This is a genomic window from Pseudomonas sp. WS 5051 (genome assembly GCF_012985715.1).
GTDB lineage: Bacteria > Pseudomonadota > Gammaproteobacteria > Pseudomonadales > Pseudomonadaceae > Aquipseudomonas > Aquipseudomonas bubulae.
The window spans coordinates 459,992-486,534 of record NZ_JAAQWV010000001.1; the positions used below are offsets into that span (position 1 = coordinate 459,992).

The 26,543-nt window shown below is 59.0% G+C and carries 24 protein-coding genes and 2 pseudogenes; 17 read left to right on the forward strand and 9 right to left on the reverse strand.

Features of this window, described 5'->3' with window-relative positions; translation table 11 throughout:
• Window position 1 precedes the first annotated feature (1 nt).
• The 4 genes and pseudogenes from HBN79_RS01975 to HBN79_RS01990 form a co-directional block, all read right to left on the reverse strand.
• Window positions 2–310 carry an XRE family transcriptional regulator gene (locus HBN79_RS01975; RefSeq protein WP_095017778.1) on the reverse strand — a complete coding sequence of 103 codons (309 nt, stop codon included), beginning with the start codon at window positions 308–310 and terminating at the stop codon, window positions 2–4.
• Window positions 303–667 (reverse strand): annotated as a pseudogene (locus tag HBN79_RS01980) (type II toxin-antitoxin system RelE/ParE family toxin). Before HBN79_RS01980 ends, HBN79_RS01975 begins: the two are co-directional and overlap by 8 nt.
• A gap of 215 nt (window positions 668–882) precedes the next feature.
• A complete protein-coding gene (locus tag HBN79_RS01985) occupies window positions 883–2,166 on the reverse strand; it encodes an OprD family porin (RefSeq protein ID WP_095000747.1) in 1,284 nt (427 codons plus the stop codon).
• Window positions 2,167–2,416: 250 nt separating this feature from the next.
• Window positions 2,417–3,112, reverse strand: a complete 696-nt coding sequence (locus HBN79_RS01990; protein WP_095000746.1) for a DsbA family protein — start codon at window positions 3,110–3,112, stop codon at window positions 2,417–2,419.
• A 257-nt stretch (window positions 3,113–3,369) separates the two neighbouring features.
• Here HBN79_RS01990 and HBN79_RS01995 point away from each other — a divergent pair, with 257 nt between their 5' ends.
• Window positions 3,370–5,448, forward strand: coding sequence for a TonB-dependent siderophore receptor (locus tag HBN79_RS01995; protein ID WP_169916175.1), 2,079 nt, complete (start codon window positions 3,370–3,372; stop codon window positions 5,446–5,448).
• 105 nt (window positions 5,449–5,553) lie between these two features.
• On the opposite strand, the gene aguA is transcribed toward HBN79_RS01995, so the two are convergent.
• Window positions 5,554–6,660, reverse strand: a complete 1,107-nt coding sequence (gene aguA / locus HBN79_RS02000) for an agmatine deiminase (protein ID WP_095000744.1) — start codon at window positions 6,658–6,660, stop codon at window positions 5,554–5,556.
• Window positions 6,661–6,944: 284 nt separating this feature from the next.
• Between aguA and rfbB the strand changes: the two genes are divergently transcribed.
• The 5 genes from rfbB to HBN79_RS02025 all read left to right on the forward strand — a co-directional run bounded on the left by rfbB (window position 6,945) and on the right by HBN79_RS02025 (window position 12,734).
• Window positions 6,945–8,027, forward strand: coding sequence for a dTDP-glucose 4,6-dehydratase (gene rfbB, locus HBN79_RS02005; protein WP_095000743.1), 1,083 nt, complete (start codon window positions 6,945–6,947; stop codon window positions 8,025–8,027).
• 17 nt (window positions 8,028–8,044) lie between these two features.
• On the forward strand, window positions 8,045–8,917 hold the full coding sequence (gene rfbD, locus HBN79_RS02010) for a dTDP-4-dehydrorhamnose reductase (protein WP_153327188.1): 873 nt from the start codon (window positions 8,045–8,047) through the stop codon (window positions 8,915–8,917).
• Window positions 8,918–9,063: 146 nt separating this feature from the next.
• Entirely contained in the window at window positions 9,064–10,878 is a 1,815-nt protein-coding gene (locus tag HBN79_RS02015; protein WP_169916176.1) for a cache domain-containing protein, read from the forward strand.
• Complete coding sequence (locus tag HBN79_RS02020; protein WP_095000741.1) at window positions 10,875–12,266, forward strand: sigma-54 dependent transcriptional regulator; 1,392 nt, start codon at window positions 10,875–10,877, stop codon at window positions 12,264–12,266. Before HBN79_RS02015 ends, HBN79_RS02020 begins: the two co-directional genes overlap by 4 nt.
• Before the next feature lie 12 nt (window positions 12,267–12,278).
• Window positions 12,279–12,734 (forward strand): thioesterase domain-containing protein, encoded by a 456-nt coding sequence (locus tag HBN79_RS02025; RefSeq protein ID WP_095024214.1) that lies wholly within the window; start codon window positions 12,279–12,281, stop codon window positions 12,732–12,734.
• Between the two features lie 104 nt (window positions 12,735–12,838).
• On the opposite strand, the gene cysQ is transcribed toward HBN79_RS02025, so the two are convergent.
• Window positions 12,839–13,666, reverse strand: coding sequence for a 3'(2'),5'-bisphosphate nucleotidase CysQ (cysQ, locus tag HBN79_RS02030; protein WP_095000739.1), 828 nt, complete (start codon window positions 13,664–13,666; stop codon window positions 12,839–12,841).
• Complete coding sequence (gene nudE / locus HBN79_RS02035) at window positions 13,663–14,229, reverse strand: ADP compounds hydrolase NudE (protein ID WP_095000738.1); 567 nt, start codon at window positions 14,227–14,229, stop codon at window positions 13,663–13,665. Before nudE ends, cysQ begins: the two co-directional genes overlap by 4 nt.
• A gap of 87 nt (window positions 14,230–14,316) precedes the next feature.
• Between nudE and yrfG the strand changes: the two genes are divergently transcribed.
• Window positions 14,317–14,979, forward strand: coding sequence for a GMP/IMP nucleotidase (yrfG, locus tag HBN79_RS02040; RefSeq protein ID WP_095000737.1), 663 nt, complete (start codon window positions 14,317–14,319; stop codon window positions 14,977–14,979).
• Window positions 14,980–15,056: 77 nt separating this feature from the next.
• Here yrfG and lysM read toward each other — a convergent pair whose 3' ends face one another.
• Window positions 15,057–15,497 (reverse strand): peptidoglycan-binding protein LysM, encoded by a 441-nt coding sequence (gene lysM / locus HBN79_RS02045; protein ID WP_095000736.1) that lies wholly within the window; start codon window positions 15,495–15,497, stop codon window positions 15,057–15,059.
• Window positions 15,498–15,600: 103 nt separating this feature from the next.
• Between lysM and HBN79_RS02050 the strand changes: the two genes are divergently transcribed.
• The 5 genes from HBN79_RS02050 to HBN79_RS02070 all read left to right on the forward strand — a co-directional run bounded on the left by HBN79_RS02050 (window position 15,601) and on the right by HBN79_RS02070 (window position 21,688).
• Complete coding sequence (locus tag HBN79_RS02050) at window positions 15,601–16,488, forward strand: LysR family transcriptional regulator (protein ID WP_095000735.1); 888 nt, start codon at window positions 15,601–15,603, stop codon at window positions 16,486–16,488.
• Between the two features lie 94 nt (window positions 16,489–16,582).
• Entirely contained in the window at window positions 16,583–17,422 is an 840-nt protein-coding gene (gene fdhD, locus HBN79_RS02055; protein ID WP_095020114.1) for a formate dehydrogenase accessory sulfurtransferase FdhD, read from the forward strand.
• Window positions 17,419–19,767 (forward strand): FdhF/YdeP family oxidoreductase, encoded by a 2,349-nt coding sequence (locus tag HBN79_RS02060; RefSeq protein ID WP_169916177.1) that lies wholly within the window; start codon window positions 17,419–17,421, stop codon window positions 19,765–19,767. The genes fdhD and HBN79_RS02060 overlap by 4 nt, the downstream gene beginning before the upstream one ends.
• Before the next feature lie 283 nt (window positions 19,768–20,050).
• Window positions 20,051–20,524, forward strand: a complete 474-nt coding sequence (locus HBN79_RS02065; protein ID WP_095000732.1) for a glycine zipper domain-containing protein — start codon at window positions 20,051–20,053, stop codon at window positions 20,522–20,524.
• Between the two features lie 240 nt (window positions 20,525–20,764).
• Complete coding sequence (locus HBN79_RS02070) at window positions 20,765–21,688, forward strand: hypothetical protein (protein WP_095000731.1); 924 nt, start codon at window positions 20,765–20,767, stop codon at window positions 21,686–21,688.
• Between the two features lie 164 nt (window positions 21,689–21,852).
• On the opposite strand, the gene HBN79_RS02075 is transcribed toward HBN79_RS02070, so the two are convergent.
• On the reverse strand, window positions 21,853–22,317 hold the full coding sequence (locus HBN79_RS02075; protein ID WP_095000730.1) for an Lrp/AsnC family transcriptional regulator: 465 nt from the start codon (window positions 22,315–22,317) through the stop codon (window positions 21,853–21,855).
• 127 nt (window positions 22,318–22,444) lie between these two features.
• Between HBN79_RS02075 and HBN79_RS02080 the strand changes: the two genes are divergently transcribed.
• The 5 genes and pseudogenes from HBN79_RS02080 to HBN79_RS02100 all read left to right on the forward strand — a co-directional run bounded on the left by HBN79_RS02080 (window position 22,445) and on the right by HBN79_RS02100 (window position 26,506).
• Window positions 22,445–22,780 carry a hypothetical protein gene (locus HBN79_RS02080; protein WP_095000729.1) on the forward strand — a complete coding sequence of 112 codons (336 nt, stop codon included), beginning with the start codon at window positions 22,445–22,447 and terminating at the stop codon, window positions 22,778–22,780.
• 106 nt (window positions 22,781–22,886) lie between these two features.
• The gene (locus HBN79_RS02085; RefSeq protein ID WP_169916178.1) at window positions 22,887–24,656 is read left to right on the forward strand and encodes a GspE/PulE family protein; all 1,770 of its coding nucleotides are present in this window, start codon (window positions 22,887–22,889) and stop codon (window positions 24,654–24,656) included.
• Between the two features lie 95 nt (window positions 24,657–24,751).
• A complete protein-coding gene (locus tag HBN79_RS02090) occupies window positions 24,752–25,672 on the forward strand; it encodes an SPFH domain-containing protein (RefSeq protein WP_095000727.1) in 921 nt (306 codons plus the stop codon).
• Between the two features lie 3 nt (window positions 25,673–25,675).
• Window positions 25,676–26,125, forward strand: a pseudogene (locus tag HBN79_RS02095) (NfeD family protein).
• A 66-nt stretch (window positions 26,126–26,191) separates the two neighbouring features.
• Entirely contained in the window at window positions 26,192–26,506 is a 315-nt protein-coding gene (locus HBN79_RS02100) for a DUF2388 domain-containing protein (protein WP_095000725.1), read from the forward strand.
• The last annotated feature ends 37 nt before the right edge of the window (window positions 26,507–26,543 follow it).

The window sequence follows — 26,543 nt, forward strand, 5'->3', positions numbered from 1 at the left end:
GTTATTTGTGCGCGAAGTTTTCTATTTTTACCTGACCATCCGGGAAAGTCGCGATGATTTCCAGCTCGCCACCCATGGCTTGAATGTAATTACGCAACGTACTGATATACATGTCAGTGCGCCGCTCCATTTTGGAAACTGCCGCCTGGTTGATATTCAGCGCTTTGGCCAGTGTCTCCTGGCTCAGCGCCTGAGCTTTGCGCAACTCGTGCAAAGGCATTTCCTGCAAATGCTGATGGTATAAAGCCTGGGTTTGCTCACGCGCCTCTGGGGACATGCGCGCTTCAAGCTCGGCAAATTTTTTAGCCATTTTCCTGGCCCTCTTCAATCAGTGTCTGCAAATGGACTTCGTAGAGAATTTCCGCCAAAGGGACATTCTCTTCATACCATCGGTCGTGACCGGTCTTGTGACCGCCCGTTAACAGCAAGGCGCAGCGGCGTGGGTCAAAGGCATAAGCACCCGGTAGGGGTGACCTCCATGCTGCACGTGTAGTTCGCGAAGGTTACCGTAGCGCGCCCCCTTGATATCGCTGCAATGGGGGAAGCGCAGGGCCGGACCGAGCAGCTCTAGCAATTTGACACTGGCCGCCACGCTGACCTGTTCCTTTTCACTGAGCGTTTCCCACCATAGGCCAAATTCGTCGGTGTACTCAACGTTCCATGTCATGCTCAAAATATTCCACCAAAGGAATATAATCTCAAGGGAATAATCTTAAACACTTCAGATAATGGCCAACTAGTTCTCGGTCCAACCCAAGTGTGAGTGATGGTTTCATCCGGATGCGTTCCTCACGCCGCGGTTAATCGCGGCCAAAAAAAACGCCCCGAACCAGTCGGGGCGTTTTTATTCAGATGTCCAACCTGTTCAACAGGTCGGTAGCATCAGAAAATGCTGATCGGGTAATCAACAAATACACGTACTTCGTTGCCGCCCACGTTGTACTCGCTGGCGTTGTTCGATACGCGCAACCACGAGCCACGCAGACGCACGCTCAGGTCTTTGACCGGGCCGCTTTGTACGACGTACTTGGCCTGGTTGAAGATTTCGCGCTCGGTACCACGGCCACGGTCGGAACCGTCGTCGATGTTGGTGCCGCGCACGTAGGCGATGTTGTAGGTCAGACCCGGAATACCAACGGCACCGAAGTCGAAGCCATAACCCAGCTGCCACGAACGTTCGTCCTTGGCATTGAAGTCGGACCAGTAGGAGTTGGCCAGCAGGATGGTGTTGCCACCGTCGCCCACGCCGCCTGCGTTGCGATAGCCGCCGTACGGGTAGCCGATTTCGCCGGTGCTGCTCTGGTACGCCAGGGTCACCGTGTGCGCGCCGAAAGCGTAGGTGCTTGCCAGGCTCCAGATCTTGTTGTCCTGGCCGTCAACCTTCAGCACGTCACGGGCGTAGTCTTCTTTTACGTGAGTACGGTAGCCGTTGAAATCAAACGTCAGGGACTGTTTGTCTTGCAGCGGGATTGCGTAGGTTACGCCCACGTATTGCTTGTTCAGCTCGTCTTCCATCTCGGAGCCGTACAGGGACGCCGACAGGTTGTCGGTGAACTTGTAGCTACCGCCGAACACGTTGATGCTTTTCAAGTCACCGCTGTCGCGTGCTTCAGCACTTTTACGCGACTCTGCAGTGAAGCGACCGACGTTGATTTCCAGACCGTTGATCTCCTTGGAGGTCAACAGGGTACCGGTGAAGCTTTCCGGCATCAGACGCGAGTTGTCATACATCAACACCGGCAGCGCAGGCATTTGATCGCCGTACTTGAGCACAGTGTTGGACACGCGAACCTTCACCGCAGCGCCAGCCTTGGCGATGTCGTCAGCCGCTTTACCGCTGGCGCCCTGCTTGAAGAAATCGATACCGCCCGCGCCGCTGTTGCCGCGACCGCCATCCAGACGCAGTGCGTAGATGCCGAAAGCATCCACACCCACACCTACGGTGCCCTGGGTGAAGCCCGAAGTGAATGTGCCGAGGAAACCCTGGCCCCATTCAGCTTTGTCTTGTTGGTGGTTTTTGTAGTCACGGCTGATGTAGGCGTTGCGCGCCAGTACATTGAGGTGGCTGTCTTCTACAAAACCTTTTGCGTCAGCTTGATCGTTAGCCATAGCCTGGGTAGCACTGAGTACGCCCAGAGCGAGAAGACCTATCCGTTTGTTCAACATATTATTTTCCTTATTTCTGAATAGAAGCGCGCTGTGGGGTTCAAGCTGAAACATTGAGTGGTGGTTGCTTCACATAAACAAAAAGACCCGCACGAAGACTGTGTGCAGGTCTTTCGAAAAGTTGGTGTATGGCTTATCGCCACAGGCGTTGGCAGGGATCCTAGCTGCCGTGAAGGCGAGGTGTCAATTTCGTGAAAAATTTGTTAATTGCCAAGGCTTTTCAAAGCTTTGACCGAAGTGTCAGAAATTGTTACTGACAACCATCCAGGCCACAGGCTGGCGCTGAAACGATTGTGTCTGTACCGGTGACGCCAGCGCACTGGCGCAACCAGGCAGCAAAAGCTTCAGGCTTGCCCAAATACTCCCCAAGGTCGATCACCTGATACTGGCCGGACTGCTCCAGTACAACAGTCGGAAAGCCCTGCCCAGCAACCCGGGACAACAATGCCCGGCTGGCCTTGAAGTGGGCCTGCGTTACATCGCCGCTCATCGCAGCGTAAGCGGCGCGGAATGCATCGACATCCAGGCCCATTTCGGTCGCCACTGCCAGCAATACGTCTTTATCGGCAATCCGCCGCCCTTCTGCGTAATGCGCCGTTTGCAGGCGCCCCAACAGCTCCAGGCCGCGCCCGGCCAATTGTTCGGCAACCAGCACGGCGGTGGTCGGCGGCGCCGAATCGAATACTGCCGTGGTGTCGCGCAGCAAGCCTTCGAAGTACCCCTCGCCAAATGGTTGCCCGGTGCATTGGGCAATGCGCTGGTCATGGGGCATCACGTAATCGCGCAGTTGCGCCGACACAGCTCGGCGATGTGCGCCTGCCATCATCCCGCCACCGTGGGCCACGACCGGCAAAATATCGCGCGCGGCGTCGATCAGCGGCTTGGCGCCATAGCACCAGCCGCACAGGGGGTCGTAGATGTAATGCAGGACAGGTGTAGCGGTCATGTAGGGCTCCGGGTCATCACTAAAACAGAACGCCAGCCTAGTCTTGCAGGGCCAGGGGAAAAACATCGGTATGCCTTTTAGTGTGTTGCGCGAACCGGGCGAATCAGGTGCTGTAAGGGCTGCAGGGCAGAGAAACAAACAGAAACATATTTGCAGGGCGCGCTATTGGTAATTCTTAACATAAGGCAACAAGAACCATTACCATTCACGCCCTAAAAATATAACGACCCTCTCAACCGCCCGGACACCCCTCAACCATGCTCTCCCCCTGCCGTTTAACACCCTTGAATCTGGGGCTGTGTGCCTTGCTGTACGCCGGATTCAGTAACGCCACCACTGTGCTCCCGGAGCTGTCGATCAGCGCCAGCGAAGCTGAGGCCGATGACCCACGGGTCAAGGATGTCACCACCGCGACTCGCACCTCGACTCCGGCGCGTTATGTGCCGCAAGCCATCGACTCGGTAAAAACCAGCAACGTCCTCGATTACGGCATCAACAGCATCGGCGAAGCCCTGAGCGGGATTCCCAACGTCAGCAGCACTGCCGACACCCGTTTTGACAGCCTGCGCATCCGCGGCTTTGACGCCAGCAACGACTTTTATCTGGACGGTATTCGCGACGACAGCCAATACGTACGCGACCTGCACAATATCGAGCGTATTGAAGTGCTCAAGGGCCCTGCGGCCGTGCTGTATGGCCGTGGCAGCCAGGGCGGGATCATCAACCGCGTCAGCAAGATGCCCCAGTCCGGCCGCCAGTCGAGCATTCAGGCCCAGGGCGGCAGCGAGGATTTGCGCAGCCTGTATGCCGACCTTAGCGCTGACCCGAGTGACACCGTGAGCCTGCGCCTGAACATGGGCAACGAAGACAAAAACAGCTTTCGCGATCACGTCAGCGGTAACCGTCAGCTGTTCGCGCCATCGATGAGCTGGCAAATTACCCCCGACCTGAACTGGCTGGTGCAATACGAATACAACCGCTACAACCGTACCCCGGATCGCGGCATTCCGAGCATCGACGGGCGCCCGGCGGATGTCAGCCGTGGCACCACCTACGGCGGGCAAAACGATTTTATCGACGATAAAGTCCAGAACCTGCGCTCGCGCCTGAGCTATGAACTGAGCGACAACTGGCAACTGCGCCATACCCTGGGCGTGTTCAAGCTCGACAGCCAGTTTGAAAACACCTACCTGACCGGCTACGACCCGAAAATCAACAAGGTCAACCGCCAGAGCTGGCAGCAGGACATGACCACCCGCAATATTTTCAACAACCTCGAAATCGAAGGCGGCTTTGACACCTTTGGCCTGGAGCACCGCCTGCTGACCGGGCTGGAACTCGGCAGCCAGCGCCGCGACCCCAAACTCTACAAAGCCGGGGGCGTACCGCCAGTAGATGTGTACAACCCCGATCGTAGCCTGCGCCCGACCGGGCCGATGGTAATTTCCAGCGACAACCACACCGAAGTCGAGAGCCAGGGCCTGTATGTCCAGGACCAGCTTCGCCTCAACGATCAATGGCAGGTACTGGCCGGCTTGCGTTACGACCGCTTTAACGTCGAGACCACCAACCATCTCAGGCCCTTGATCCCGACCGAAGAACGCCAAAGCCACAGCACCAGCCCGCGCCTTGGCGTGGTCTGGACGCCGCTGCAAAACCACTCGTTCTACGCCTCGTGGACCAAGACCTTCTCACCGGTGGGCGGCGGCCTGATCGGCATCACCCCCGGTGCTGCAGGCAACACCAACGACCTGAGTCCGGAGCTGACCAAGCAAAAGGAAATCGGCGTCAAAAGCGACTGGCTGGACGAGCGTCTGAGCACCACCCTGGCGGTGTATGAGCTGGAACTCTACAACCGCCGCACCAAGGACCCGGACGACCCGACCATCACCCTGCTCTCCGGCCTGCAACGCTCACGCGGCATCGAACTGACCGCCAGCGGCAAGCTGGGCGGCAACTGGTACATGCGCGGCGGCGTGGGTGTGCAGGATGCAACGGTGGTCAAGGACAACAACGGGCTTGAGGGCAAACGCATCAATGGCGTGGCCAAGCACAATGGCAGCCTGTTTATTACCTGGAAGCCGGAGATGGGCTGGTACGCCGAAACGGGCCTGACCCTGGTGGGCCAGCGTTATGCCGATAACCAGAACACCGTGGTATTGCCGGGCTACGGGCGCTGGGATGCGTTGGCGGGGTATCGCGAAAAAGACTGGGATGTGAGCGGTGCGCTGACCAACCTGACCGACCGTTACTACTATGCGTCGGCCACCAGCGCCGCGCAGATCATGCCGGGCGAGCCGCGCAGCCTGGTGATGACGGGGACGTACAAGTTCTGAATAAGTACTGACCCTGTGGGAGCGGGCTTGCTCGCGATTGAATCACTGCGGTATGTCAGACAGACCGCAGCGCATTTATCGCGAGCAAGCCCGCTCCCACATCCCTCAGATTTTGTACGGCGCAGGCTGTTGCTGAGTCAGGCAATGGATATTGCCGCCACCCAGCAACAACTCACGACCCGGCACCATCACCACTTCGTGCTGCGGGAAAATTTTCTGCAGAATGTCTTTTGCCTGCGCATCCATAGGGTCATTAAAGCTCGGTGCGATGATGCCACCGTTGACGATCAGAAAGTTCACATAGGAACCGGCCAGACGCTCAGTCGGATTACGGTCCTGGCTGCCAGCCACTTTATCAACACCGTCACACTCTTCCTGGGTCGCATACATCGGCCCCGGGATCGGCATTTTGTGCACCACAAACGGCCGCCCCTTGGCGTCAGTGCTGGTCGCCAACACCTTCATCGCCGCATGGCAGCGCACGTAGTTAGGGTCACGCTCGTCGTCAGTCCAGGCCAGCAATACCTCACCCGGAGCAACGTAGCAGCAGAAGTTATCCACATGGCCGTCGGTTTCGTCGTTGAACAGGCCGTCCGGCAGCCAGATGATCTTGTCCACAGCCAGATGCGAGCGCAGCACGTCTTCGATTTCTTCACGTGACAGATGCGGGTTGCGGTTGCGGTTCATCAGGCATTCGGCCGTGGTGATCAGCGTGCCTTCACCATCGACGTGGATTGAGCCGCCTTCAAGCACAAAACCTTCGGTGTAGTAACGCGGGCAACGTTCGATTTCCAGTACCTTGCTGCCCACTTGCTGGTCACGGTTCCACGGGAAGTACAAACCACCGTCGAAGCCGCCCCAAGCGTTGAAATCCCAGTTTACGCCGCGCACTTCGCCACTGCGGTTGATCACGAAGGTCGGACCGCTGTCGCGTACCCAGGCATCGTCGCTGGATATTTCGACCACACGAATATTCGGCACATCGAGCTGAGCGCGGGCGTTTTCGTACTGGGCTGCCGACACCCCGACGGTCACCGGTTCAAAACGCGCAATGGCCTTGGCCACAGCCGCGTGCGCCGCCTGTGCCGGCTTGCCGCCCAGGCGCCAGTTGTCCGGACGTTCAGGCCAGATCATCCACGTCTGGGTCTGCGCAGCCCATTCGGCAGGCATGTAAAAGCCGTCAGCGCGCGGCGAACTGTGCAAAGTGGTCATCTGGACTCCTGGAAAACGTCTTGGGTTTTGAGTGCGAAACAAACAGGACAGTGGACGCAGCTCAGCTTTGCGTCAACGGCGAGCACACTTATAGCCGATAAATATCGACAACAAAAACACTTTATAAGTTTCAACGCGTATTTAAACCGTGAATAAACAGATATTAATCTGCATTTTTATCCCTACCGCTATTTTCCCGACAGCTCCCACTTGCACCCCCCGCCGCATCCCCACAAGCTATACCTCATACGTTTAAGTGCCTTCAGGGAATAAGGAATCACCACATGCGCATTTTAGTCACCGGCGGCGCCGGTTTTATTGGTTCAGCGTTGATCCGTCATCTGATCAAAAATACCGGGCATGAAGTGCTCAACCTCGACAAGCTGACCTACGCCGGGAACCTGGAATCGCTGCAAAGCATTGCCACCGATACCCGCTACGAATTCGTGCAGGCCGATATTGTCGATCAGGCAGCGGTCAGCGCGATCATTGCGCGTTTCCAGCCGCAGGCGATCATGCACCTGGCGGCCGAGTCACACGTTGACCGCTCCATCGATGGCCCGTCGGACTTTATCCAGACCAATATCGTCGGTACCTACAGCCTGCTGGAAGCCACCCGCGCTTACTGGTTGACCTTGCCTGAGCCGGAAAAAAGCGCATTTCGCTTCCACCATATTTCCACCGACGAAGTGTATGGCGACCTGCACGGCGTCGACGATCTGTTCACCGAGACTACCCCCTACGCGCCAAGCTCGCCGTACTCGGCCAGCAAGGCAGCGTCCGACCATCTGGTCCGCGCCTGGAACCGTACCTACGGTTTGCCGGTGTTGCTGACCAACTGCTCGAACAACTACGGGCCGTTCCACTTCCCGGAAAAACTGATCCCGCTGGTGATCCTCAACGCCCTCGCCGGCAAACCGCTGCCGGTGTATGGCAATGGCCTGCAAGTGCGTGACTGGCTGTTCGTCGAGGATCACGCCCGCGCCCTGCTGAAAGTCGTGACCGAAGGTGTCGTAGGCGAGACCTACAACATCGGCGGGCATAACGAGCAAAAGAACATCGACGTGGTGCGCAGCATCTGCGCCCTGCTCGAAGAACTGGCGCCCGAGCGTCCGGCGGGCGTCGCGCAGTTTGCCGACCTGATCACCTTCGTCCAGGACCGCCCGGGCCACGACCAGCGCTACGCGATCGACGCCGGCAAAATTGAACGCGAGCTGGGCTGGGTGCCCGAAGAAACTTTCGCAACCGGCCTGCGCAAAACCGTGCAGTGGTACCTGGACCATCTGGAGTGGTGCCAGCGCGTGCAAGACGGTAGCTATCAGGGCCAGCGCCTGGGTTTCACCGAGCCCAGGGACCTGATCGCGTGACTGACCTTAAAACGCCGTTGAACATCCTTATCAGCGGCAAAACCGGCCAGGTTGCCGTTGAGTTGCAAAAGTACCTTGCCGGTCTGGGCAACCTGATTGTGCTGGGCCGCGATGTACTCGATCTGAGCCAGCCCGAGCAAATCCGTGCCCAGGTGCGGGCGCACAAGCCGGACTTGATCATCATTGCCGCAGCTCACACTGCCGTGGATCAGGCTGAAAGCGAGCCGGAACTGGCCTTTGCCATCAACGCCACCGCACCGGGTGTGTTTGCTGAAGAAGCGGCGGCCCTGGGCATCCCCTTGATTCACTACTCCACCGACTACGTGTTTGATGGCAGCAAACCTGCGCCCTACACCGAAGACGACGCCACCAACCCGCTCGGCGTATACGGCAAAAGCAAGCTGGCGGGAGAACTGGCCATCGCGGCGAGCGGTGCCCGACACTTGATCCTGCGCACCAGTTGGGTGTACTCGACCCATGGTAAAAACTTCCTGCTGACCATGCAGCGCTTGCTGCAAGAACGCCCGGAATTACGCGTAGTGGCTGACCAGATTGGCGCACCGACCTGGGCCGGCACCATAGCCCGAAGCACGCGGGCATTGATCGAGCGCTGGCAAGCCGGTGAAACCGGGGCATGGGGCACCTACCACCTGACTGCTCAGGGTGAAACTTCGTGGTTTGGCTTTACCCAGGCCATCGCCGCGCACCTGAGCGCCCAGGGCAAGGCCTGCGCGACGCTGGAACCCATTCCTGCCAGCGCCTACCCGACACCCGCAGCACGGCCGCAAAACTCGCGCCTGGATTGCAGCAAGCTGGCCCGCGAATGGCAAGTCACCCAACCCGAATGGACCGCCGCGCTGAGCGATTGCGTGGCCGAGCAACCACGCTAACGCCAATCCCCTTGTGGGAGCGGGCTTGCTCGCGATGACATCACTGCGGTCTGCCTGACAAACCGCGCCGTTTGCATCGCGAGCAAGCCCGCTCCCACAGGGTTCGTTGGGTATACTGCAACGTATTCTTGCAGCGCAGCTCAACGATGATCACCTCTTCCTCAGTTCCTCGCAGACCCCGCTGGCGTAGCCTGGCCTTATTGGCGCTGTGCCTGGCGCCTTTGCTGTGGCCGCTGCAACACCTGGCCGAGCGCTATTACCGCAGCGAACTGGCCGGGCAAAACCGCCAGACGCTCGACCTGTACGTGGCCAACCTGCTGGGCACGCTGCATCGCTATGAGGTGCTGCCGCAGATTCTGGGCCAGTTGCCTGACCTGCGCGAGCTGCTGGCTGACCCGGAAAGCCCGCAAGCCCTGAGTAAAGCCAATCAGTTGCTCAGTGAAATCACCAGCCAGACCGGCGCTGAAGTCATGTACCTGGTGGATGCTCATGGTGACACTATTGCGACGTCGAACTGGAATAAAAGCGATAGTTTTATCGGACGTAACTTTGCCTTCCGCCCCTATTTCAGCGAAGCAATGCAAGGCAAGCTCGGGCGCTTCTTCGGCCAGGGCACGACCTCCGGAAAACGCGGCTACTACTTCGCAGCACCGGTTGAGGTAGACAACCAAAAGCTTGGCGTACTGGTGGTCAAGGTCGACCTCGACCACACCGAGCGACTCTGGGGCAAAACACCGGAACAACTGTTGCTGACCGACAGCAATGGGGTGGTCATTCTCACTTCGCGCCCTGAATGGCGCTTCAGGTCCACCCGTGATCTGTCTGAGGAAGAACGTCAGGCCATTTTCGCCATTCTCCCCTACCCCACCAGCGACCCCAAGCCCCTGGCGCTCGACCCCAGTGCCTGGCTGGTACAGACACAAACCATCGACGAAACCGGCTGGCAGGCGAACATTCTTGCCCCTCGCACATTGATCGACCGCTCGGTGCGCACCGTGCTGGCCATCGGCGGCGCCACCTTGCTGGTGGTCATGCTGTTGATCGGTTTGATGATGCAGCGTCGGCGTCATTACCTGGATCGCATTGCATTTGAAGCCAAGACCCGCCGCGAGCTGGAAATGCGTGTGGCAGAGCGCACCAGCGACCTTGAAGGGCTAAACCGGCGTCTGCGTGAAGAGGTACTGGAGCGCGAACATGCGCAACAGGAACTGGTGCGCGCCCAGGACGATCTGGTGCAGGCAGGCAAGCTGTCGGCGCTGGGCACCATGTCGGCCAGCATCAGCCACGAACTCAACCAGCCGCTGGCGGCTATCCGCAGTTATGCCGAAAACGCCGAAGTGTTGCTCGACCACCAACGTATCGACGATGCCCGCGGCAACCTCAAGCTGATCAACGAACTGACCGGCCGCATGTCCTCCATCATTGCCCACCTGCGCGCCTTCGCCCGCCGCGATCGCCACGCACCGGAAAGCGTCGCCCTGCAACCGGCGCTGGACGATGCCCTGGCGTTGCTGGCCAAGCGTCGACGCAGCATGGAAGTCGAACTGATCCGTGACTTGCCCGCCGCCACGCTCTGGGTTGAAGCCGGTGAAACACGCCTGCGTCAGGTACTGGGTAACCTGCTGGCCAACGCCCTCGATGCCTTGACCGAAAAAGGCCCGCCCCGGCGCTTGTGGCTAAGTGCCCAATCCACGCCGGAAGGCGTCACTGTGTACATTCGCGACAACGGCCCGGGTTTTTGCATGGAAGCGCTGGGCCGCGCCGGTGAGCCTTTCTATACCACCAAGACCCGTACTCAGGGGCTGGGCCTGGGGCTGGCCATTTGCGACACACTGATCCGCGCCTTTGGTGGCGAATTGTTGTTCGCCAACCACAAAGAAGGCGGCGCCTTAATTACCTTACGCCTGCGCGCAGGTGCGCCAGGTGTGAGCTTGCAAGCTTCAGAGGACTCCAGGTCATGAGCCAGCCCATCGATCCGCACGTTCAGGTCATCCTGATCGATGATGACCCGCATCTGCGCCAGGCTTTGTATCAGACCCTGGACCTGGCCGGGCTCAAGGTGCTGCCACTGGCCGAAGCCAACGGCCTGGCCGAGCGTATCGGCCGGGACTGGCCGGGTGTGGTAGTCAGCGATATCCGCATGCCGGGCATGGACGGTCTTGAGCTGCTGGCGCAACTGCATGGCCAGGACCCGGAACTGCCGGTGCTGCTGATTACCGGTCACGGCGATGTGCCGCTGGCGGTGCAGGCCATGCGTGCAGGTGCCTATGACTTTCTCGAAAAGCCCTTTGCCAGTGACGCCCTGCTCGACAGCGTGCGTCGTGCTCTGGCCTTGCGCGCCCTGGTTATGGACAACCGCAGCCTGCGCCTGGCTCTGAGCGATCGCCAGTTGCTGAGCTCGCGGCTGGTGGGGGTATCACCGGCCATGTTGCGCTTGCGCGAGCAAATCGGCGCTCTGGCCGCCACCAAGGCCGATGTGCTGATCCTCGGCGAGACCGGCTCGGGCAAAGAAGTGGTTGCACGGGCGCTGCATGATTTATCGGCGCGGCGTAACGGCCCGTTTGTGGCGATCAATGCCGGGGCACTGGCTGAATCCGTGGTTGAGAGCGAACTGTTCGGGCATGAGCCTGGGGCCTTTACCGGCGCGCAGAAGCGGCGCATTGGCAAGTTCGAGTTCGCCAATGGCGGCACCCTGTTCCTCGACGAAATCGAGAGCATGAGCCTGGACGTGCAGGTCAAATTGCTGCGTTTGCTGCAAGAGCGCGTGGTCGAGCGCCTGGGTGGCAACCAGCTGATCCCGCTGGATATCCGGGTGATCGCCGCCACCAAGGAAGACCTGCGCCAGGCCGCCGATCAGGGCCGCTTCCGCGCCGACCTGTATTACCGGCTCAACGTAGCGCCCCTGCGCATCGCCCCCCTGCGTGAGCGGGGTGAAGATGTGCTGATGTTGTTCGATTATTTTGCCGGCGAAGCCAGTGTGCGCCATGACCTGACGCCCAACGTGCTGCAACCGGCGCAGCGGGCTTTATTGTTGCGCCACACCTGGCCTGGCAACGTGCGCGAACTGCAAAACGTCGCCGAGCGCTTTGCCCTTGGCCTTGAATTGGCTCTGGATAACTCCGCTGAAGGCCAGCCAGCAGCGGGCAATGAAGTAGCTGGCGGCTTGAGCGAGCAGGTCGAGCACTTCGAGAAAAGCCTGATCGCCGCCGAGCTTGAACGCACCCACAGCTCCATGCGCAGCCTGGCCGAGGCACTGGGTGTGCCGCGCAAGACCCTGCACGACAAGCTGCGCAAGCACGGGCTGAACTTCGACAGCGCCAGCCATCCACATCCAGATGAACTTGATTAAAGAGGCCGCAGCATGAACCGCGACAGTCGTTATCTGGAGTCAGTTCTTCATCACGACATCCCGCTGACCCAGGAAATGGGTCTCAAGGTACTGGGCTGGCAAGACCGGCAGTTGCGTCTGCAGTTGCCGCTTGAAGCCAATATCAATCACAAGAGCACCATGTTCGGCGGCAGCCTGTACTGCGGCGCAGTGCTGGCGGGCTGGGGCTGGCTGCATTTGAGCCTGCGCGAAGCGGGAATCGAAGACGGGCATATCGTGATTCAGGAAGGTCATATCAGCTACCCGCTGCCCGTGACCGAGGACGCCATTGCGGTATGTGATGCGCCAGATGATGCGCAATGGAACAGGTTTTTGGCCATGTACAAACGCTACGGCCGCGCGCGGCTGACCCTGGAAACGCGGGTAGTCAATGTTCAGGGCGGGGAAGATGCGGTGAGGTTTAGCGGGCAGTACGTGTTACACCGCTAACTCGATTTTTGTGGGAACGGGCTTGCTCGCGATGGCCGCAGCGCGGTCTGGCTGAAAGACCGCAGCGCTTGCATCGCGAGCAAGCCCGCTCCCACAGGGTTGGATTAGCGTTGCGCCAGATCCAGCAATTTTTCGCGCCAAGGCGCCTGCGCCGGCAACGCCAGAAACGACTGATTGAGCAGCGACTCACGGGCCGGATAACTGAACGGTTCACCATCCAGTTGCAGCACCACACCACCAGCCCCTTCCAGCACACCCTGAGCCGCCGCCGTGTCCCACTGCGAAGTCGGCGCCAGGCGTGGATAACAATCAGCCGCTCCTTCAGCCAGCAAACAGAACTTCAAGGAACTGCCCACGCTGACCAACTTCAATTCGCCCAGATGCTCACTCAGCCCGGCCAGCAAGTGCTCCTGCTCAGGACTGGAATGGCGGCGGCTGGCGACTACGGTCAACGCCTCACCCGCAGGCGGTGTGTTTCGCACGCTGATGGGCACAGGTTCATCACCCTCCGCCCGCCAGGCCCCCAGGCCCGCGCCGCCGTAGTAGCAACGACCGCTGGTGGGCATGGATACCACGCCAAACACCACACGACCCTGCTCGATCAACGCAATGTTGACGGTGAACTCTTCACTGCCGCAAATGAATTCCTTGGTGCCATCCAGCGGGTCAACCAACCACCAGCGCGTCCAACCCGCGCGCACGTCTTGCGCGATATTGGCGTCTTCCTCCGACAGTACCGGAATACTCGGGGCCAGCGCGGTGAGGCCATCAAGCAGGATGTGATGGGCGGCCAGATCAGCGGCCGTGACTGGCGAATCATCGGCCTTGGCACTGACTTCAACGCCCGCTCGCCAGAACGGCAAAATCGCGTCGCCAGCGGCATGGGCCAGTTTGATCACGCCTTCAAGCAAAGGATGGGGCAAGACACTCACGGCTGGAATGCTCCACGCTGGGTCAGCAGATCGCGGGCCAGATACAGCGCGGCCAGGGCACGACCTTCGCTGAATTGCGGGTTAAGCACCAGGCTCGACAGCTCACGCAGGTTGACCCGATCAACGCGCATCGGCTCAGGTTCGTCGCCTTCCAGATGCTCTTCGTAAAGATCGGTAGCCAGGACCACCTGAATTTTTTGACTCATATAGCCGGGGGACAGGGACAGCTCGGTCAAATGCTCGAGCTGGCGAGCACCGAAACCGGCCTCCTCCTTGAGCTCTCGTTCAGCCGCAGCCAACACATCTTCGCCCGGCTCGATCAGGCCCTTGGGCAGCGAAACTTCGTATTCATCAGTGCCGCCGCAATATTCTTCAACCAGAATCGCGTGCTCAGCATCGATCATGGCCACAATCATCACTGCGCCATAACCGTTGCCGCGCCCCACCAACCGTTCGTAAGTGCGCTCTACTCCATTGGAGAAGCGCAGTTGCACTTCTTCAACCCGAAACAATCGGCTACTGGCAACAATTTCACGGGCAAGTACGGTGGGTTTTTGGCGCATAGCGGCTCCTCAATATGAACGGGGTACTATACCCCGGCTTTTCCGATTGTCTGTGTCGGAAATTTTTACCTGTGGGAGAAGTTTTGCATGACCGTTTTACCTTGGCGCGACATTGATACCGTGCTGCTCGACATGGACGGCACGCTGCTCGACCTGCACTACGACAACCATTTCTGGCTGGAGCACCTGCCCCAACGCTATGCCGAGCTGCATGGCATCAGCCGGGCGATGGCGGATCTGGAACTGACGCCGCTATTTGAAGGCAACGCGGGCCAGTTGAAATGGTACTGCCTGGATTTCTGGAGCCGCGAGCTGAAGATCCCGGTGCGCGAACTCAAACTCGAAACCGCTCATCTGATTGCCTTGCGCCCCGATGCCGATACTTTTCTGGCAGCCATCAACAAAGCTGGCAAGCGGGTGATCATGATCACCAACGCGCACCGTGATTCGCTGTCGTTGAAAATGGAGCGCATTGAGCTGGCCCCGTATTTCGAGCGGCTTATCAGCTCCCACGACTACGGTTACCCCAAGGAAAGCCCGGCGTTCTGGGATGCCCTGCAAGCGGATATCGGTTTTGACCCAGCCCGCAGCCTGTTTATCGACGATACCCTGCCGATCTTGCGCAGTGCCCGTGATTTTGGGGTGGCTCACTTGCTGGCAGTGAAACAGCCCGACAGCCAAAAAGGCCCGAAAGACACTGCAGAATTTGCTGCGCTGGGGGACTATCGCGAGTTGCTGGAAGGGCTGTGAATCTCTGAACCCGTGGGAGCGAGCCTGCTCGCGAAGTGCATTCGCGAGCAGGCTCGCTCCCACAGGGTAAAAACGGTTTACTCAGGAATACGCAGCGTCTGGCCCGGATAGATTTTGTTCGGGTCCTTGAGCAACGGTTTGTTGGCTTCGAAAATCTTGTTGTACAGATTGGCGTTGCCGTACACCTGCAGCGAAATTGCGCTCAGGGTGTCGCCCTTTTTCACCACGACAAAACGCGAAGCCACAACAGCCGGGCCGGTCACGGTGATCTTGTCTTCAACACTGGCCACGCCTGCGATATTACCCGCCGCCAGAATGATTTTTTCTTTCTCTTCCTGGGTGGCCACTTCACCGCTGACTGTCACTTTGTCGCCTTCCACGGTAGCGGTGATGTTCGGATTGCCCAAGCCCACTTCCTGTACGTGCTTCTTGAGCTCCTCGCCCGCATTGGCGTTGCCCGGTGTCAGCAGGTCGATCAATTTTTCGCCGGCTTCTTTCACAAAGCTGAAAATACTCATACATCACGCTCCTAGGTTGGAAGATCCAGACTCAAGAGCGTAGACCATCTACGCCATGTGCAAGCGCGCTAGAATCGCCCGCTGAATTGCACCCGGAGCGACGATGGACATCAAACAGCTGAAATTCCTCATTGCCCTCGACGAAACCCGACATTTCGGTCAGGCCGCCGCGCGTTGCCATATCACGCAGCCCACCCTGTCCATGCGTTTGCGCAGCCTTGAACAGGAACTGGACTTGCAACTGGTCAATCGCGGACAGCGCTTCGAAAGCTTTACCGCACCTGGCGAGCGGGTGCTGGCCTGGGCCCGTACCGTGTTGGCCGCCTACGACGGTTTGCAGGCCGAAGCCGCTGCCTGTCGCGGTAACCTGATCGGTACTCTGCGCCTGGGCGTGGTGCCGCTGTCGAGTTTTGACCCCCTGCCGCTGTTGCAGCGTCTGCATCAGGAACATCCCGATCTGCGCTTCGAATTGTCAGCACTGAGCTCGGAACAAATCCTTGAGCAACTGGCCAGCAACCGGCTGGACGTGGGTGTCTCCTATCTTGAACGCCTTGACCAGGAACGTTTTGACTCCCTGGCCCTGGGCGAAACCCGCATGGGCCTGCTATACGACCAGCGGTATTTCAACTTCGGTGACCAGCCGCTTAGCTGGGAGGCGCTGACCAGCTTGCCGCTGGGCCTGCTCAGCAGCGGCATGCACTTTCGCCAGTCCATCGACCACAACTTCCACAGCCGGGGGCTTACGCCACAACCCCTGTTGCAAACCGATGCCGTTCATCAACTGTTACAAGCTGTCCACGGCGGGCTTTGTTGCGCGGTGATGCCCCTTGAGGGCGGGCTGGAAGCCCTGACCGACCACCTGCGCCTGCACCCCATAGAAGATGCACGCACCTTGGCCCGCCTGGGTTTGATCATGCGTCGTGAGGCACCGCGCTCAGCGCTGGCCGAAGCCTGTTTCGCGCTTTATCAGAAATCACCAAGCTCTTCTTGATCGACGCCATCTATCAATAGATCAGCACTAGCGATTAGACGCGACACTGTGTCGCGCCTAGGCTTAGAGCTCAATTGATTGTCGGTACTGCCTTATGAACGCCAAGCGCCCTCTGTGCGCGGCGCCTGCTTCTGTCACGCCCGCGCCTGCTGCCAGCCAGAGCTATGACTACGTCAACCTGGACCACAGTGGTGGTGCGCAAACTGCACTGGCCGAAGAGGTCGCCCTGGCGATTGCCTATAACGGCATCAGTCAGGCCGTGATGCTGGTCACACCCACTGACCTTGAGGACTTTATCGTCGGTTTCAGCCTGGGCAGCGGCATCATTCAAGACGCCAGCGAAATCTACGACCTCAAACTGACCGGTGCAGGGTCTGCCCAATACGCTCAGGTCGAAATCGCCAGCCGGGCGTTCTGGAACCTCAAGCAGCAACGCCGCCAACTGGCCGGCACCAGTGGGTGCGGGCTGTGTGGGGTGGAAGCGGTGGAGCAGGCCTTGCCGGATCTCCAGGTATTGCCCGGCGCGCCTTTGCCACCGGCGCAGTGGCTGGAAGGCCTGCGCCAGCGCATCAGCGACTTTCAACCCTTGGGCCAGCACTGCGGCGCCGTACACGCTGCAGTCTATATGGACGGCCAGGGCCAGCTGCTGCTGGGTCGTGAAGACATAGGCCGGCACAACGCCCTCGATAAATTGATCGGTGCTCTGGTACGCCAGCAAATCGATCTGACGGGTGGCACAGCAATCGTCACCAGCCGTTGCAGCCTGGAACTGATTCAAAAAGTGCTGCGCGCCGGCATCCAGACCCTGATCAGCCTGTCCTCGCCCACGGGCCTGGCGCTGCAATGGGCGCGGCGGCACAACCTCAACCTTATTCATCTGCCACAAAAAAGCGCGCCCAGGGTCTACAGCCCCGCGCAGGAGAAACAACCGTGAGCACACACCATCAAGCCGACAAAACCCCAACTCCCCGCTACAAGCCCTACAAAGGCCCGGCCGGTGGCTGGGGCGCGCTGATCAGTGTGGCGCAAGCCTGGTTGACCAGCGACAACGCACTGAAAAACCTGCGCATGATGCTCAAAACCAACCAGAACGGCGGCTTCGACTGCCCGGGCTGCGCCTGGGGTGATTCGCCGGAAAGCGGCCTGGTCAAGTTTTGCGAGAACGGCGCCAAGGCAGTGAACTGGGAAGCTACCAAGCGCCGGGTCGATGCGGCGTTTTTCGCCAAGCACAGCGTCAGCGCGCTGCTGGAGCAAAGTGATTACTGGCTCGAATATCAGGGCCGCCTGACCGAGCCCATGAGCTATGACCCGGAAACCGACCGCTACGTCCCCATCAGCTGGGATGCCGCCTTCGCCTTGATCGCCAGGCACTTGCTCAACCTGGCCAGCCCCAACGAAGCCGAGTTCTACACCTCAGGCCGGGCCAGCAACGAAGCGGCGTATTTGTACCAACTGTTTGTGCGCGCGTTTGGCACCAACAACTTCCCGGATTGCTCGAACATGTGCCACGAGGCCAGCGGCGTGGCCCTGGCGCAAAGCATCGGCGTGGGTAAAGGCACCGTGACCTTTGATGATTTCGAGCACGCGGATGCGATTTTTGTATTGGGGCAAAACCCCGGCACCAACCACCCGCGCATGCTCGAACCACTGCGCGAGGCGGTCAAGCGCGGCGCCCAGGTAGTGTGCGTCAACCCGCTCAAGGAGCGCGGGCTGGAACGTTTCCAGCACCCGCAGCATCCGTTGGAAATGCTCACCAACGGCGACCGTCCGACCAACACGGCCTACCTGCGCCCGGCACTGGGCGGCGACATGGCGCTGTTGCGCGGCATGGCCAAGTTCCTCCTGCAGTGGGAGCGCGATGCCCAGGCCGCAGGCGAACCGGCCGTGTTCGATCATGCATTTTTGAATGAGCACACTGCGGGCATTCTCGATTACATCTCCAGCCTCGACGACACCTCGTGGGACCATATCGTGGAGCAATCGGGCCTGACCCTTGTTGATATCGAACGCGCCGCACGCATGTACCTCAAGGGCAAGAACGTAATCATGTGCTGGGCGATGGGCATCACCCAGCATCGTCATTCGGTGCAGACCATCCAGGAAATCGCCAACCTGATGCTATTGCGCGGCAATATAGGCCGCCCCGGCGCCGGCCTGTGCCCGGTACGCGGCCACAGCAACGTACAGGGCGACCGCACGATGGGCATCAACGAACGTCCGCCGGTGGCCTTCCTCGATTCGTTGGAGCGTCGCTTCCAGTTCAAGGTGCCCCGTGAAAACGGCCACAACGTGGTTGAAGCCATCCACGCCATGCTTGAAGGCCGAGCCAAGGTGTTTATCGGCCTGGGCGGCAACTTCGCCCAGGCCACTCCAGACAGCCCGCGCACCGCACAGGCCCTGCGCAATTGCGCCCTGACTGTACAGATCAGCACCAAGCTCAACCGCAGCCACCTGATGCACGGCAAACAAGCGCTGATCCTGCCATGCCTGGGCCGTACCGATATCGACATTCAGGCAGAAGGCCCGCAAGCGGTGACCGTGGAAGACTCGTTCAGCATGGTCCACGCCTCCAATGGCCAGTTGCAGCCACTGTCCAGGCAGATGCGCTCGGAGCCCGCAATCATTGCCGGCATTGCTGCGGCCACACTGGGCACCCACCCGATTGACTGGAACTGGGTCGTCGCTGACTACCGACGCATTCGCGACTTGATTGCCGACACCATTCCCGGTTTCAAGGACTTCAACACGCGCATCGAACACCCGGGCGGCTTCTATTTGGGCAACTCGGCCGGTGCGCGACGGTGGAACACGCCGTCCGGGCGCGCCAACTTCCGCCCCAACGCACTGCCTCAAGACCTGGTAGATGCCCGCACCCGCGCCACAGGCCGGCTGCCCGACCTGATCTTGCAGTCCATGCGCTCTCACGATCAGTACAACACCACTATCTATGGCCTCGATGACCGCTATCGCGGGGTCAAGGGCCAGCGTGATGTGCTGTTCGTCAACGAAGCCGACATCATCCGCCTGGGCTTCAAGCCGGGGCAGAAGGTCGATATCGTTTCGATCTGGGATGACCGGCACGAGCGCAGGGTGAAAAATTTCACCCTGCTGGCGTTTGATATTCCTGCCGGGCAAGCTGCGGCGTACTACCCGGAGGTCAACCCGCTGGTGCCTCTGGAAAGCACGGGCGATGGCAGCCATACGCCTACGTCCAAGTTCGTGGCGATTTGCCTGGAGGCAGCCAGCCCGTCAACGCTGATCATGGCCAAAGCGGGATAAGTCAAAAGCGCTCTCTGTAGAGCGCTTAAGGACGCGTACGATCAAGCCCCTATCCCTCCGTGAGAGGGCTAGGGGCTCTTCAAATTTCAGGCACAAAAAAGGCCGTTTTCCTACGAAAACGACCTAACCGAACTAGCTAACAGACCCTCGAAAACAGATTAAGTTCCCTAGTAAAAACAACAACTTATAGAATTGTGTACAACTCGTGCTACTCGTCGGATTTCGATTGTCACCAACCGCTTGCAGCCTCAGGATCGCGCCGTCATCTCTTTGAGGCTCATCCATGAAGCTCACCTCGATTCTCTTGTTGTCCCTTGGCCTGGTCAGTGGCGTAGCCTCGGCCGGTGGCACCACCGAAGCCGGTGTAGGCGGCGCATTAGGCGGGGTTCTTGGCGCCGTTGTTGGCCAACAGCTCGGCGGCTCGACCGGTTCTGCGATTGGTGCAGGTGTGGGTGGTGCGGCAGGTAGTGCCGTAGGTGCCGACAAACGCAGCCGTGGTGAAGCCGCCATTGGCGGCGCACTGGGTGCGGCAGGCGGTAACGTGCTGGGCCGCAGTGTCGGCGGCAGCACAGGCGCACTGGTAGGCTCGGCCGCTGGCGGTGGTGCCGGTGGCGCGCTGGGCAACTATATGGGCAATAAAAGCGACAGCGACGATCGCCGCTATCGTGACCGCGATAACCGTCGCTACTACCGCGACGACCATCGCGGCCGTGGCCACGCGTATGGCCATCGCAAAAACAAGCATCGTCACGACTGATGCGTACAACGGGAGCCGAAAGGCTCCCGTTTTTTTTACCTGCGCCTGCTCCGGGCAAATTGTTTCAATGCATTACGCCCGCCTGTTTTGCCCCTGATCATGCAATCTGCATGCACCGAAAAAACCAACCATTTGCAAGCCATTGAAAGATATGGAATTACCTGCAACACAGGGTTGGCACATCCCCTGCAATTACCTGAATGAACGCTGCACTTCCTACCATTCAGGAGCACAACAACAATGATCGGGACAACTGAACACTATCCCGCAGCCCTGCAAGATTCCTCCGGTCAATCCGGTGTTTCCTGGGCCGCCATCTTTGCCGGCGCCGCCACTGCTGCCGTCCTCTCCCTGCTGCTGCTGATGCTGGGGGCGGGGCTTGGGTTTTCTGCGGTTTCTCCGTGGGCCAATGAAGGGGTGGGCGCCAAAGGCCTGGGTATTACCGCCATCGTCTGGCTGGCCGTTACCCAGATCATTGCTTCCGGCATGGGCGGTTATCTGGCCGGTCGTTTGCGGGTCAAATGGACCAACCTGCATGGCGATGAAGCCTACTTTCGCGACACCGCCCATGGTTTTCTGGCATGGGCCGTGGCCACGCTGGTAACCGCTACCCTGGTTGCAGGCTCGGTCAGCAGCGTGATCGGCAGCGGCGTTCAAGCCGGGGCCAGCGTGGCTTCAGGTGCCGCAACGGCGATCAGCAGTGCAGCCGGCAGTGCCGCAGCCAACAATGGCGACAAAGGTTCGGACTATTTTATCGACAGCCTGTTTCGCGATGACCGCGGCACCGCTGTCAGCGAAGACGCAGCCCATGGCACCGTGGCCCGCATCTTCGCCCACAGCCTGGCCAATGACGGCCAATTGAGCAGTGAAGACCGTACCTACCTGGCCCAAATCATCGCCCAGCGCACCAACCTCAGCCAACCTGAAGCCGAACAACGGGTCGACCAGGTCTACGCCAAGGCCCATCAGGCTGTTGAAGAGGCCAAGGTAAAAGCCAAGGAAGCCGCTGATACCGCTGCCAAGGTCGCCGCCTGGTCCACCTTGTGGATGTTTATCACACTGCTGATCGGCGCTTTCTTTGCCAGCCTGTGCGCCACCTTCGGCGGCCGTCGCCGCGATGCCGTGACGTATCTGACCCCCACCACCACAACCCCGCTGGTTTAACCCGGGCTATTCGTTGACTGGAGAATAAAATGCGCTCACTTCTGCTGTTTTTCCTCGGTATTCCAATTCCGATCATTATTCTGATTGCGTTGTTTGTTCACTGATAACAGTGCGCAAACCCAGCCGACGGCCTTCCTTGAGAAGGCCGTTTTGTTTTCCGGGATTCAGACCGGCAGGCAGGTGGTGGACTTGATCTCGGACAACGCCACAATCGAATTTACCTCTTGAATGCCCGGCACCATCGACAGTTTCTCAAAGAAAAACCGCTCGTAGGCTTCGATATCAGCCGTCACGATACGCAGCAGAAAATCTACCGCTCCCATCAGCACATAGCATTCCAGCACTTCGGGGAAACCGCGGATCGCGTCAGTAAACTCGGTGAAGTTTGAGCGACCGTGTGCATTGAGTTTGATCTCGGCAAAAATTTGCGTATTGAGGCCGATTTTCTTGCGATCGAGCAAGGTGACCTGGCCACGAATGATGCCCTCGTCCTTCATCTTCTGGATCCGCCGCCAGCAGGGCGATTGCGAAAGCCCCACCTTCTCCGCGATCTGCGCGCTGGACAGCGAAGCGTCCTCTTGCAGCAGCGCCAATATGCGTCGGTCGTAAGCATCCAGCTCGCTTTGCATAAAAATACCCATTAATGAATAAGCTGAGACTTGTTCGAGTCTATTTATCGTCAATTCAAAACATCTTAGATAAAAAAATTCTCCCGCGACGTGTAAATATTTCTCCAGTCTGAACAGGAGCCATTGCATGCCGCATCTTGAAGTCATTACCCACGCCCCTCGCCCCGACGTATGGGCCAGCAATGCAGCCCCTTGCCAGGTGCTTTTCCGTATCCAGGCCGAAGCCGATGCCGACGTGCTGTGCCGGGTGCTCAATCTGTTTGCCCTGCAGCAACTGATCCCGCAGCAAGTGGATGTGGTACGTGACGGGGACACCTTGAGCATTGACATCCGCAGTCACGAACAGAGCTGGCACCGTGCCCGGATCATCGGCGAAAAACTGCGCAGCCTGATCAGCGTCTTCGACATGCAGCTGCAACCCGTGCAGGCCGCCAAGGACCCGGCAATGCAAGCTTGCGGGTAATAGTTCGCAACCATTGGTGGCAGGCGGGCCAACACGGCGCAACTAGGCTTTATCAGGTACATGGCCAGACAAGGACCTGTCTGCGCCGATGCCTCAAGGAGCCGTTATGCGCATCACCCCGTCCCATGACCGGTGGCTGAACCTCAACAATCTGTTATCCGCGCTGTTGGCGCAAAATCGTATCCAGCAAAGCTGCGCCACGCAGGCAATGGTACGCAGTCGCGAAGCGTCCAGTGCCACCCTCCACCCCCTGGTATTTCTTGCGCAGCAACAATTCTGCGATCCCGATCGGGGAGGCAGGATTCTCGATCTTGAAACCCTCACTGCCTGGCTCGCCAACCATGCAGGGCAACCCTACCTGCGCCTTGATCCGCTCAAGGTCGATGTCGCCACCGTGACCGGAGCAATGTCCTTTGCCTTCGCCCAGCGGCATGGAATCATCGCGGTGGCGGCCGATGCCTCAGCCATCACAGTTGCCAACACCCAGCCCTGGGTCAGCAGTTGGGAGGCCGATTTGCGCCAGTCGCTCAAGCGCCCTATCAGACGTGTCATTGCCAACCCCCTGGAAATCCAGCGCCTCAACGTAGAGTTTTTCCAGCTGGCCAAATCGGTCACTGGGGCTGTACTCAACGATCAGAAGACCAGCCCGCCGGCCAATTTCGAACAACTGCTGACCTTGGGCGCAGGCGAGCGGGAACCGGATGCCAACGATGCTCACATCGTCAATATCGTCGACTGGCTGTTTCAGTACGCCTTTGAACAACGCGCCAGCGATGTCCACCTGGAGCCCCGCCGTGAGCAGGGTTGCGTGCGCTTTCGGATCGACGGCGTGCTGCATGATGTTTACCACTTCCCGCCACAGGTAACGATGGCCGTTGTCAGTCGCCTCAAGAGCCTGGGCCGGATGAATGTTGCCGAAAAACGCAAACCCCAGGACGGCCGGATAAAAACCCGCCTGCCCCAGGGTGCTGAAGTGGAACTGAGGCTCGCCACCCTGCCCACGGCCTTTGGCGAAAAAATGGTGATGCGTATTTTTGACCCGCAGGTCCTGCTCAAAGATTTCGACCAGTTGGGCCTCTCCCCGAACGACTTGCAACGCTGGCAGCACATGACCACCCGGCCCAACGGCATTATTTTGATTACCGGCCCCACCGGCTCGGGCAAAACCAGCACCCTGTATGCAACGCTCAAGCAACTGGCCACCCCCAAAATCAACCTGTGCACCCTCGAAGACCCCATCGAAATGATCGAGCCGGCGTTCAATCAAATGCAGGTTCAGACCAACATTGACCTGACCTTCGCCAACGGTGTGCGGGCGCTGCTGCGCCAGGACCCGGACATCATCATGCTCGGTGAGATACGTGATCTGGAAACCGCCGAAGTGGCTGTTCAGGCTGCACTCACCGGGCATCTGGTGCTCTCGACCCTGCATACCAACGACGCTCCCGGCGCCATCAGCCGCCTGCAAGAACTCGGGGTAGCGCCCTATCTGATAAAGGCCACATTGCTGGGTGTCATGGCCCAGCGACTGGTCAGAACCTTGTGCCCGGAGTGCAAGACCGAACATCCGCCGGCTCCCGACGAATGGCAGGATTTTGCCCCGGCCTGGGCCGGGGCAGCACCGGACACAATCTGCCGGGCCGTTGGTTGTGCGCAGTGCCGCGAAACCGGTTACACCGGGAGGGTCGGAGTTTACGAAGTCATGGTCATAAGCGAAAAACTCAGGGAGCTGGTTGGCCGCGATACCGACCTCAACGCCATTCGTCGCCAGGCGGGTGCACAAGGAATGCTCAGCCTCAGGCTTGCTGCGGCCCTAAAAGTTGCAGACGGGGTGACCTCACTGCAAGAAGCACTGCGAGTCACCCCGCATGCTTGAGTTGTTTTGACTAAAATCCAGGGAGTTGGACAATTTTCTAGATCGCTACGCTTCACGCTCGTTTGTTTCTTACACCTCAAAAACAAGGAATGGTTATGCAAGTGGGTACTGTGATCCTGTTATTTGTCGCCCTGGCCATTGCCGTGCTCTTTATGGGCTTCAAGGTGGTGCCGCAAGGTTATCAATGGACGGTGGAACGCTTCGGGCGATACACCAATACCCTCAAGCCGGGCCTGAATATCATCATCCCGGTGATGGATCGTATCGGACGCAAGATCAACGTCATGGAAAGCGTGCTGGATATCCCCCCACAAGAAGTGATTACCGCCGATAACGCCACAGTACAAATCGATGCCGTGTGTTTCTTCCAGGTGGTCAACACGGCGCAAGCCGCCTATGAGGTCAACAACCTCGAGCATGCCATTCGCAACCTGCTGCAAACCAACATCCGCACCGTGCTGGGTTCCATGGAGCTGGATGCCATGCTCAGCCAGCGTGACGGCATCAATGAAAAACTGTTGCGCACAGTCGATGAAGCAACGGCACCGTGGGGCATCAAAATCACCCGTATCGAGATCAAGGACATCAGCCCGCCGGCCGACCTGATGGCCGCCATGTCCGGGCAAATGAAAGCCGAACGTATCAAGCGTGCGCAAATTCTTGAAGCTGAAGGGCTAAGGGCCGCAGCAATCCTCACCGCCGAAGGCAAAAAACAGGCACAGATCCTCGAAGCCGAAGGGGGCCGCCAGGCAGCGTTCCTCGAAGCCGAAGCCCGCGAACGCCAGGCCGAAGCCGAAGCCCGCGCCACACAAGTGGTGTCGGAAGCCATTGCCTCAGGCAACGTACAGGCGATCAACTATTTTGTTGCACAAAAATATATCGATGCGCTGGGCAAACTGGCTTCTGCCAACAACAGCAAGGTCATCCTCATGCCGCTGGAAGCCAGCCAGGTGATCGGCGCCGTGGGAGGCATCAGCGAAATCGTCAAAGCCACCTTTGATACCAGGAAGGCCTGATACATGTGGGAGTTTCTGCAAGACCTGAACTTCTGGGACTGGCTGGCTCTTGGCACGGTACTGCTGATTCTGGAGGTATTCGGCGCCGGTGGTTATCTGCTGTGGGTGGGCCTTGCTGCCCTTATTGTGGGCGGCTTGACGTTCCTGGCCCCGGAGCTGCCCTAGACACTGCAATTGCCGCTGTTTGGCGTGCTGGCGATCCTCACGGCGGTATTCTGGTGGCGGCGCCAACGTGGCACTGGGGAGAGTGGCGACCAGCCGAACCTCAACCGCCGCGGTCATGAGCTGATCGGTCGTACTTTTATCGTGCAACAGGCGATTGTCGAAGGGCGGGGCAAAATCAAGGTAGGGGACAGCGTATGGATGGCAGTAGGGCCTGACGCTCCGGTGGGAACATCGGTACGCGTAACCGAACAAAACGGAGCCGTGTTGAGCGTAGAAATTGTGCCGTAAGGTTACGGAACTCCTGCGCACTATTGGCAATCAAATACTATAGCTAATCTATCCGGAGTCACCGTCATGCGTCTCAAATATGCTGTTGCCGCTATCGCCTTGCTGTCCCTGCCTGTTGGTTCGGCCATGGCCGACAGCTTCTGGCGTAATGTGCTGTCTTCCGGCGCAACCACCGGGTCCACTTACCTGACCTTCAAAAAAGACCGCAAAGTCATCGCAGCTCAAGATGACGCCGGCAGTTTTGTCGCCAGTAACGGATCAATTCGTGGCCCGTACCTGGAGTCGGCCATGCAACAAGTGCGCGCCGATAACCCGAACCTGAAAGTCAGCGATATGGACCTGGCTAACGCGATTCTGGTTAAAAACGCCACGGCTGAGTAAACACCTCCATCTGTGGATTCTCTGTTGCAGGTCAAGC

Bases quoted from the DNA above. Each gene is read 5' to 3' on its own strand.
- HBN79_RS02025 (WP_095024214.1), top strand. From the start codon at position 12,279: ATGAACCGCGACAGTCGTTATCTGGAGTCAGTTCTTCATCACGACATC.
- rfbB (WP_095000743.1), top strand. From the start codon at position 6,945: ATGCGCATTTTAGTCACCGGCGGCGCCGGTTTTATTGGTTCAGCGTTG.
- HBN79_RS01995 (WP_169916175.1), top strand. From the start codon at position 3,370: ATGCTCTCCCCCTGCCGTTTAACACCCTTGAATCTGGGGCTGTGTGCC.
- fdhD (WP_095020114.1), top strand. From the start codon at position 16,583: ATGAACGCCAAGCGCCCTCTGTGCGCGGCGCCTGCTTCTGTCACGCCC.
- HBN79_RS02100 (WP_095000725.1), top strand. From the start codon at position 26,192: ATGCGTCTCAAATATGCTGTTGCCGCTATCGCCTTGCTGTCCCTGCCT.
- yrfG (WP_095000737.1), top strand. From the start codon at position 14,317: ATGACCGTTTTACCTTGGCGCGACATTGATACCGTGCTGCTCGACATG.
- HBN79_RS01985 (WP_095000747.1), bottom strand. From the start codon at position 2,166: ATGTTGAACAAACGGATAGGTCTTCTCGCTCTGGGCGTACTCAGTGCT.
- HBN79_RS01975 (WP_095017778.1), bottom strand. From the start codon at position 310: ATGGCTAAAAAATTTGCCGAGCTTGAAGCGCGCATGTCCCCAGAGGCG.
- HBN79_RS02020 (WP_095000741.1), top strand. From the start codon at position 10,875: ATGAGCCAGCCCATCGATCCGCACGTTCAGGTCATCCTGATCGATGAT.
- nudE (WP_095000738.1), bottom strand. From the start codon at position 14,229: ATGCGCCAAAAACCCACCGTACTTGCCCGTGAAATTGTTGCCAGTAGC.
- HBN79_RS02080 (WP_095000729.1), top strand. From the start codon at position 22,445: ATGCCGCATCTTGAAGTCATTACCCACGCCCCTCGCCCCGACGTATGG.
- HBN79_RS02075 (WP_095000730.1), bottom strand. From the start codon at position 22,317: ATGCAAAGCGAGCTGGATGCTTACGACCGACGCATATTGGCGCTGCTG.
- lysM (WP_095000736.1), bottom strand. From the start codon at position 15,497: ATGAGTATTTTCAGCTTTGTGAAAGAAGCCGGCGAAAAATTGATCGAC.
- HBN79_RS02050 (WP_095000735.1), top strand. From the start codon at position 15,601: ATGGACATCAAACAGCTGAAATTCCTCATTGCCCTCGACGAAACCCGA.
- HBN79_RS01990 (WP_095000746.1), bottom strand. From the start codon at position 3,112: ATGACCGCTACACCTGTCCTGCATTACATCTACGACCCCCTGTGCGGC.
- HBN79_RS02090 (WP_095000727.1), top strand. From the start codon at position 24,752: ATGCAAGTGGGTACTGTGATCCTGTTATTTGTCGCCCTGGCCATTGCC.
- HBN79_RS02015 (WP_169916176.1), top strand. From the start codon at position 9,064: ATGATCACCTCTTCCTCAGTTCCTCGCAGACCCCGCTGGCGTAGCCTG.
- HBN79_RS02085 (WP_169916178.1), top strand. From the start codon at position 22,887: ATGCGCATCACCCCGTCCCATGACCGGTGGCTGAACCTCAACAATCTG.
- HBN79_RS02065 (WP_095000732.1), top strand. From the start codon at position 20,051: ATGAAGCTCACCTCGATTCTCTTGTTGTCCCTTGGCCTGGTCAGTGGC.
- HBN79_RS02070 (WP_095000731.1), top strand. From the start codon at position 20,765: ATGATCGGGACAACTGAACACTATCCCGCAGCCCTGCAAGATTCCTCC.
- aguA (WP_095000744.1), bottom strand. From the start codon at position 6,660: ATGACCACTTTGCACAGTTCGCCGCGCGCTGACGGCTTTTACATGCCT.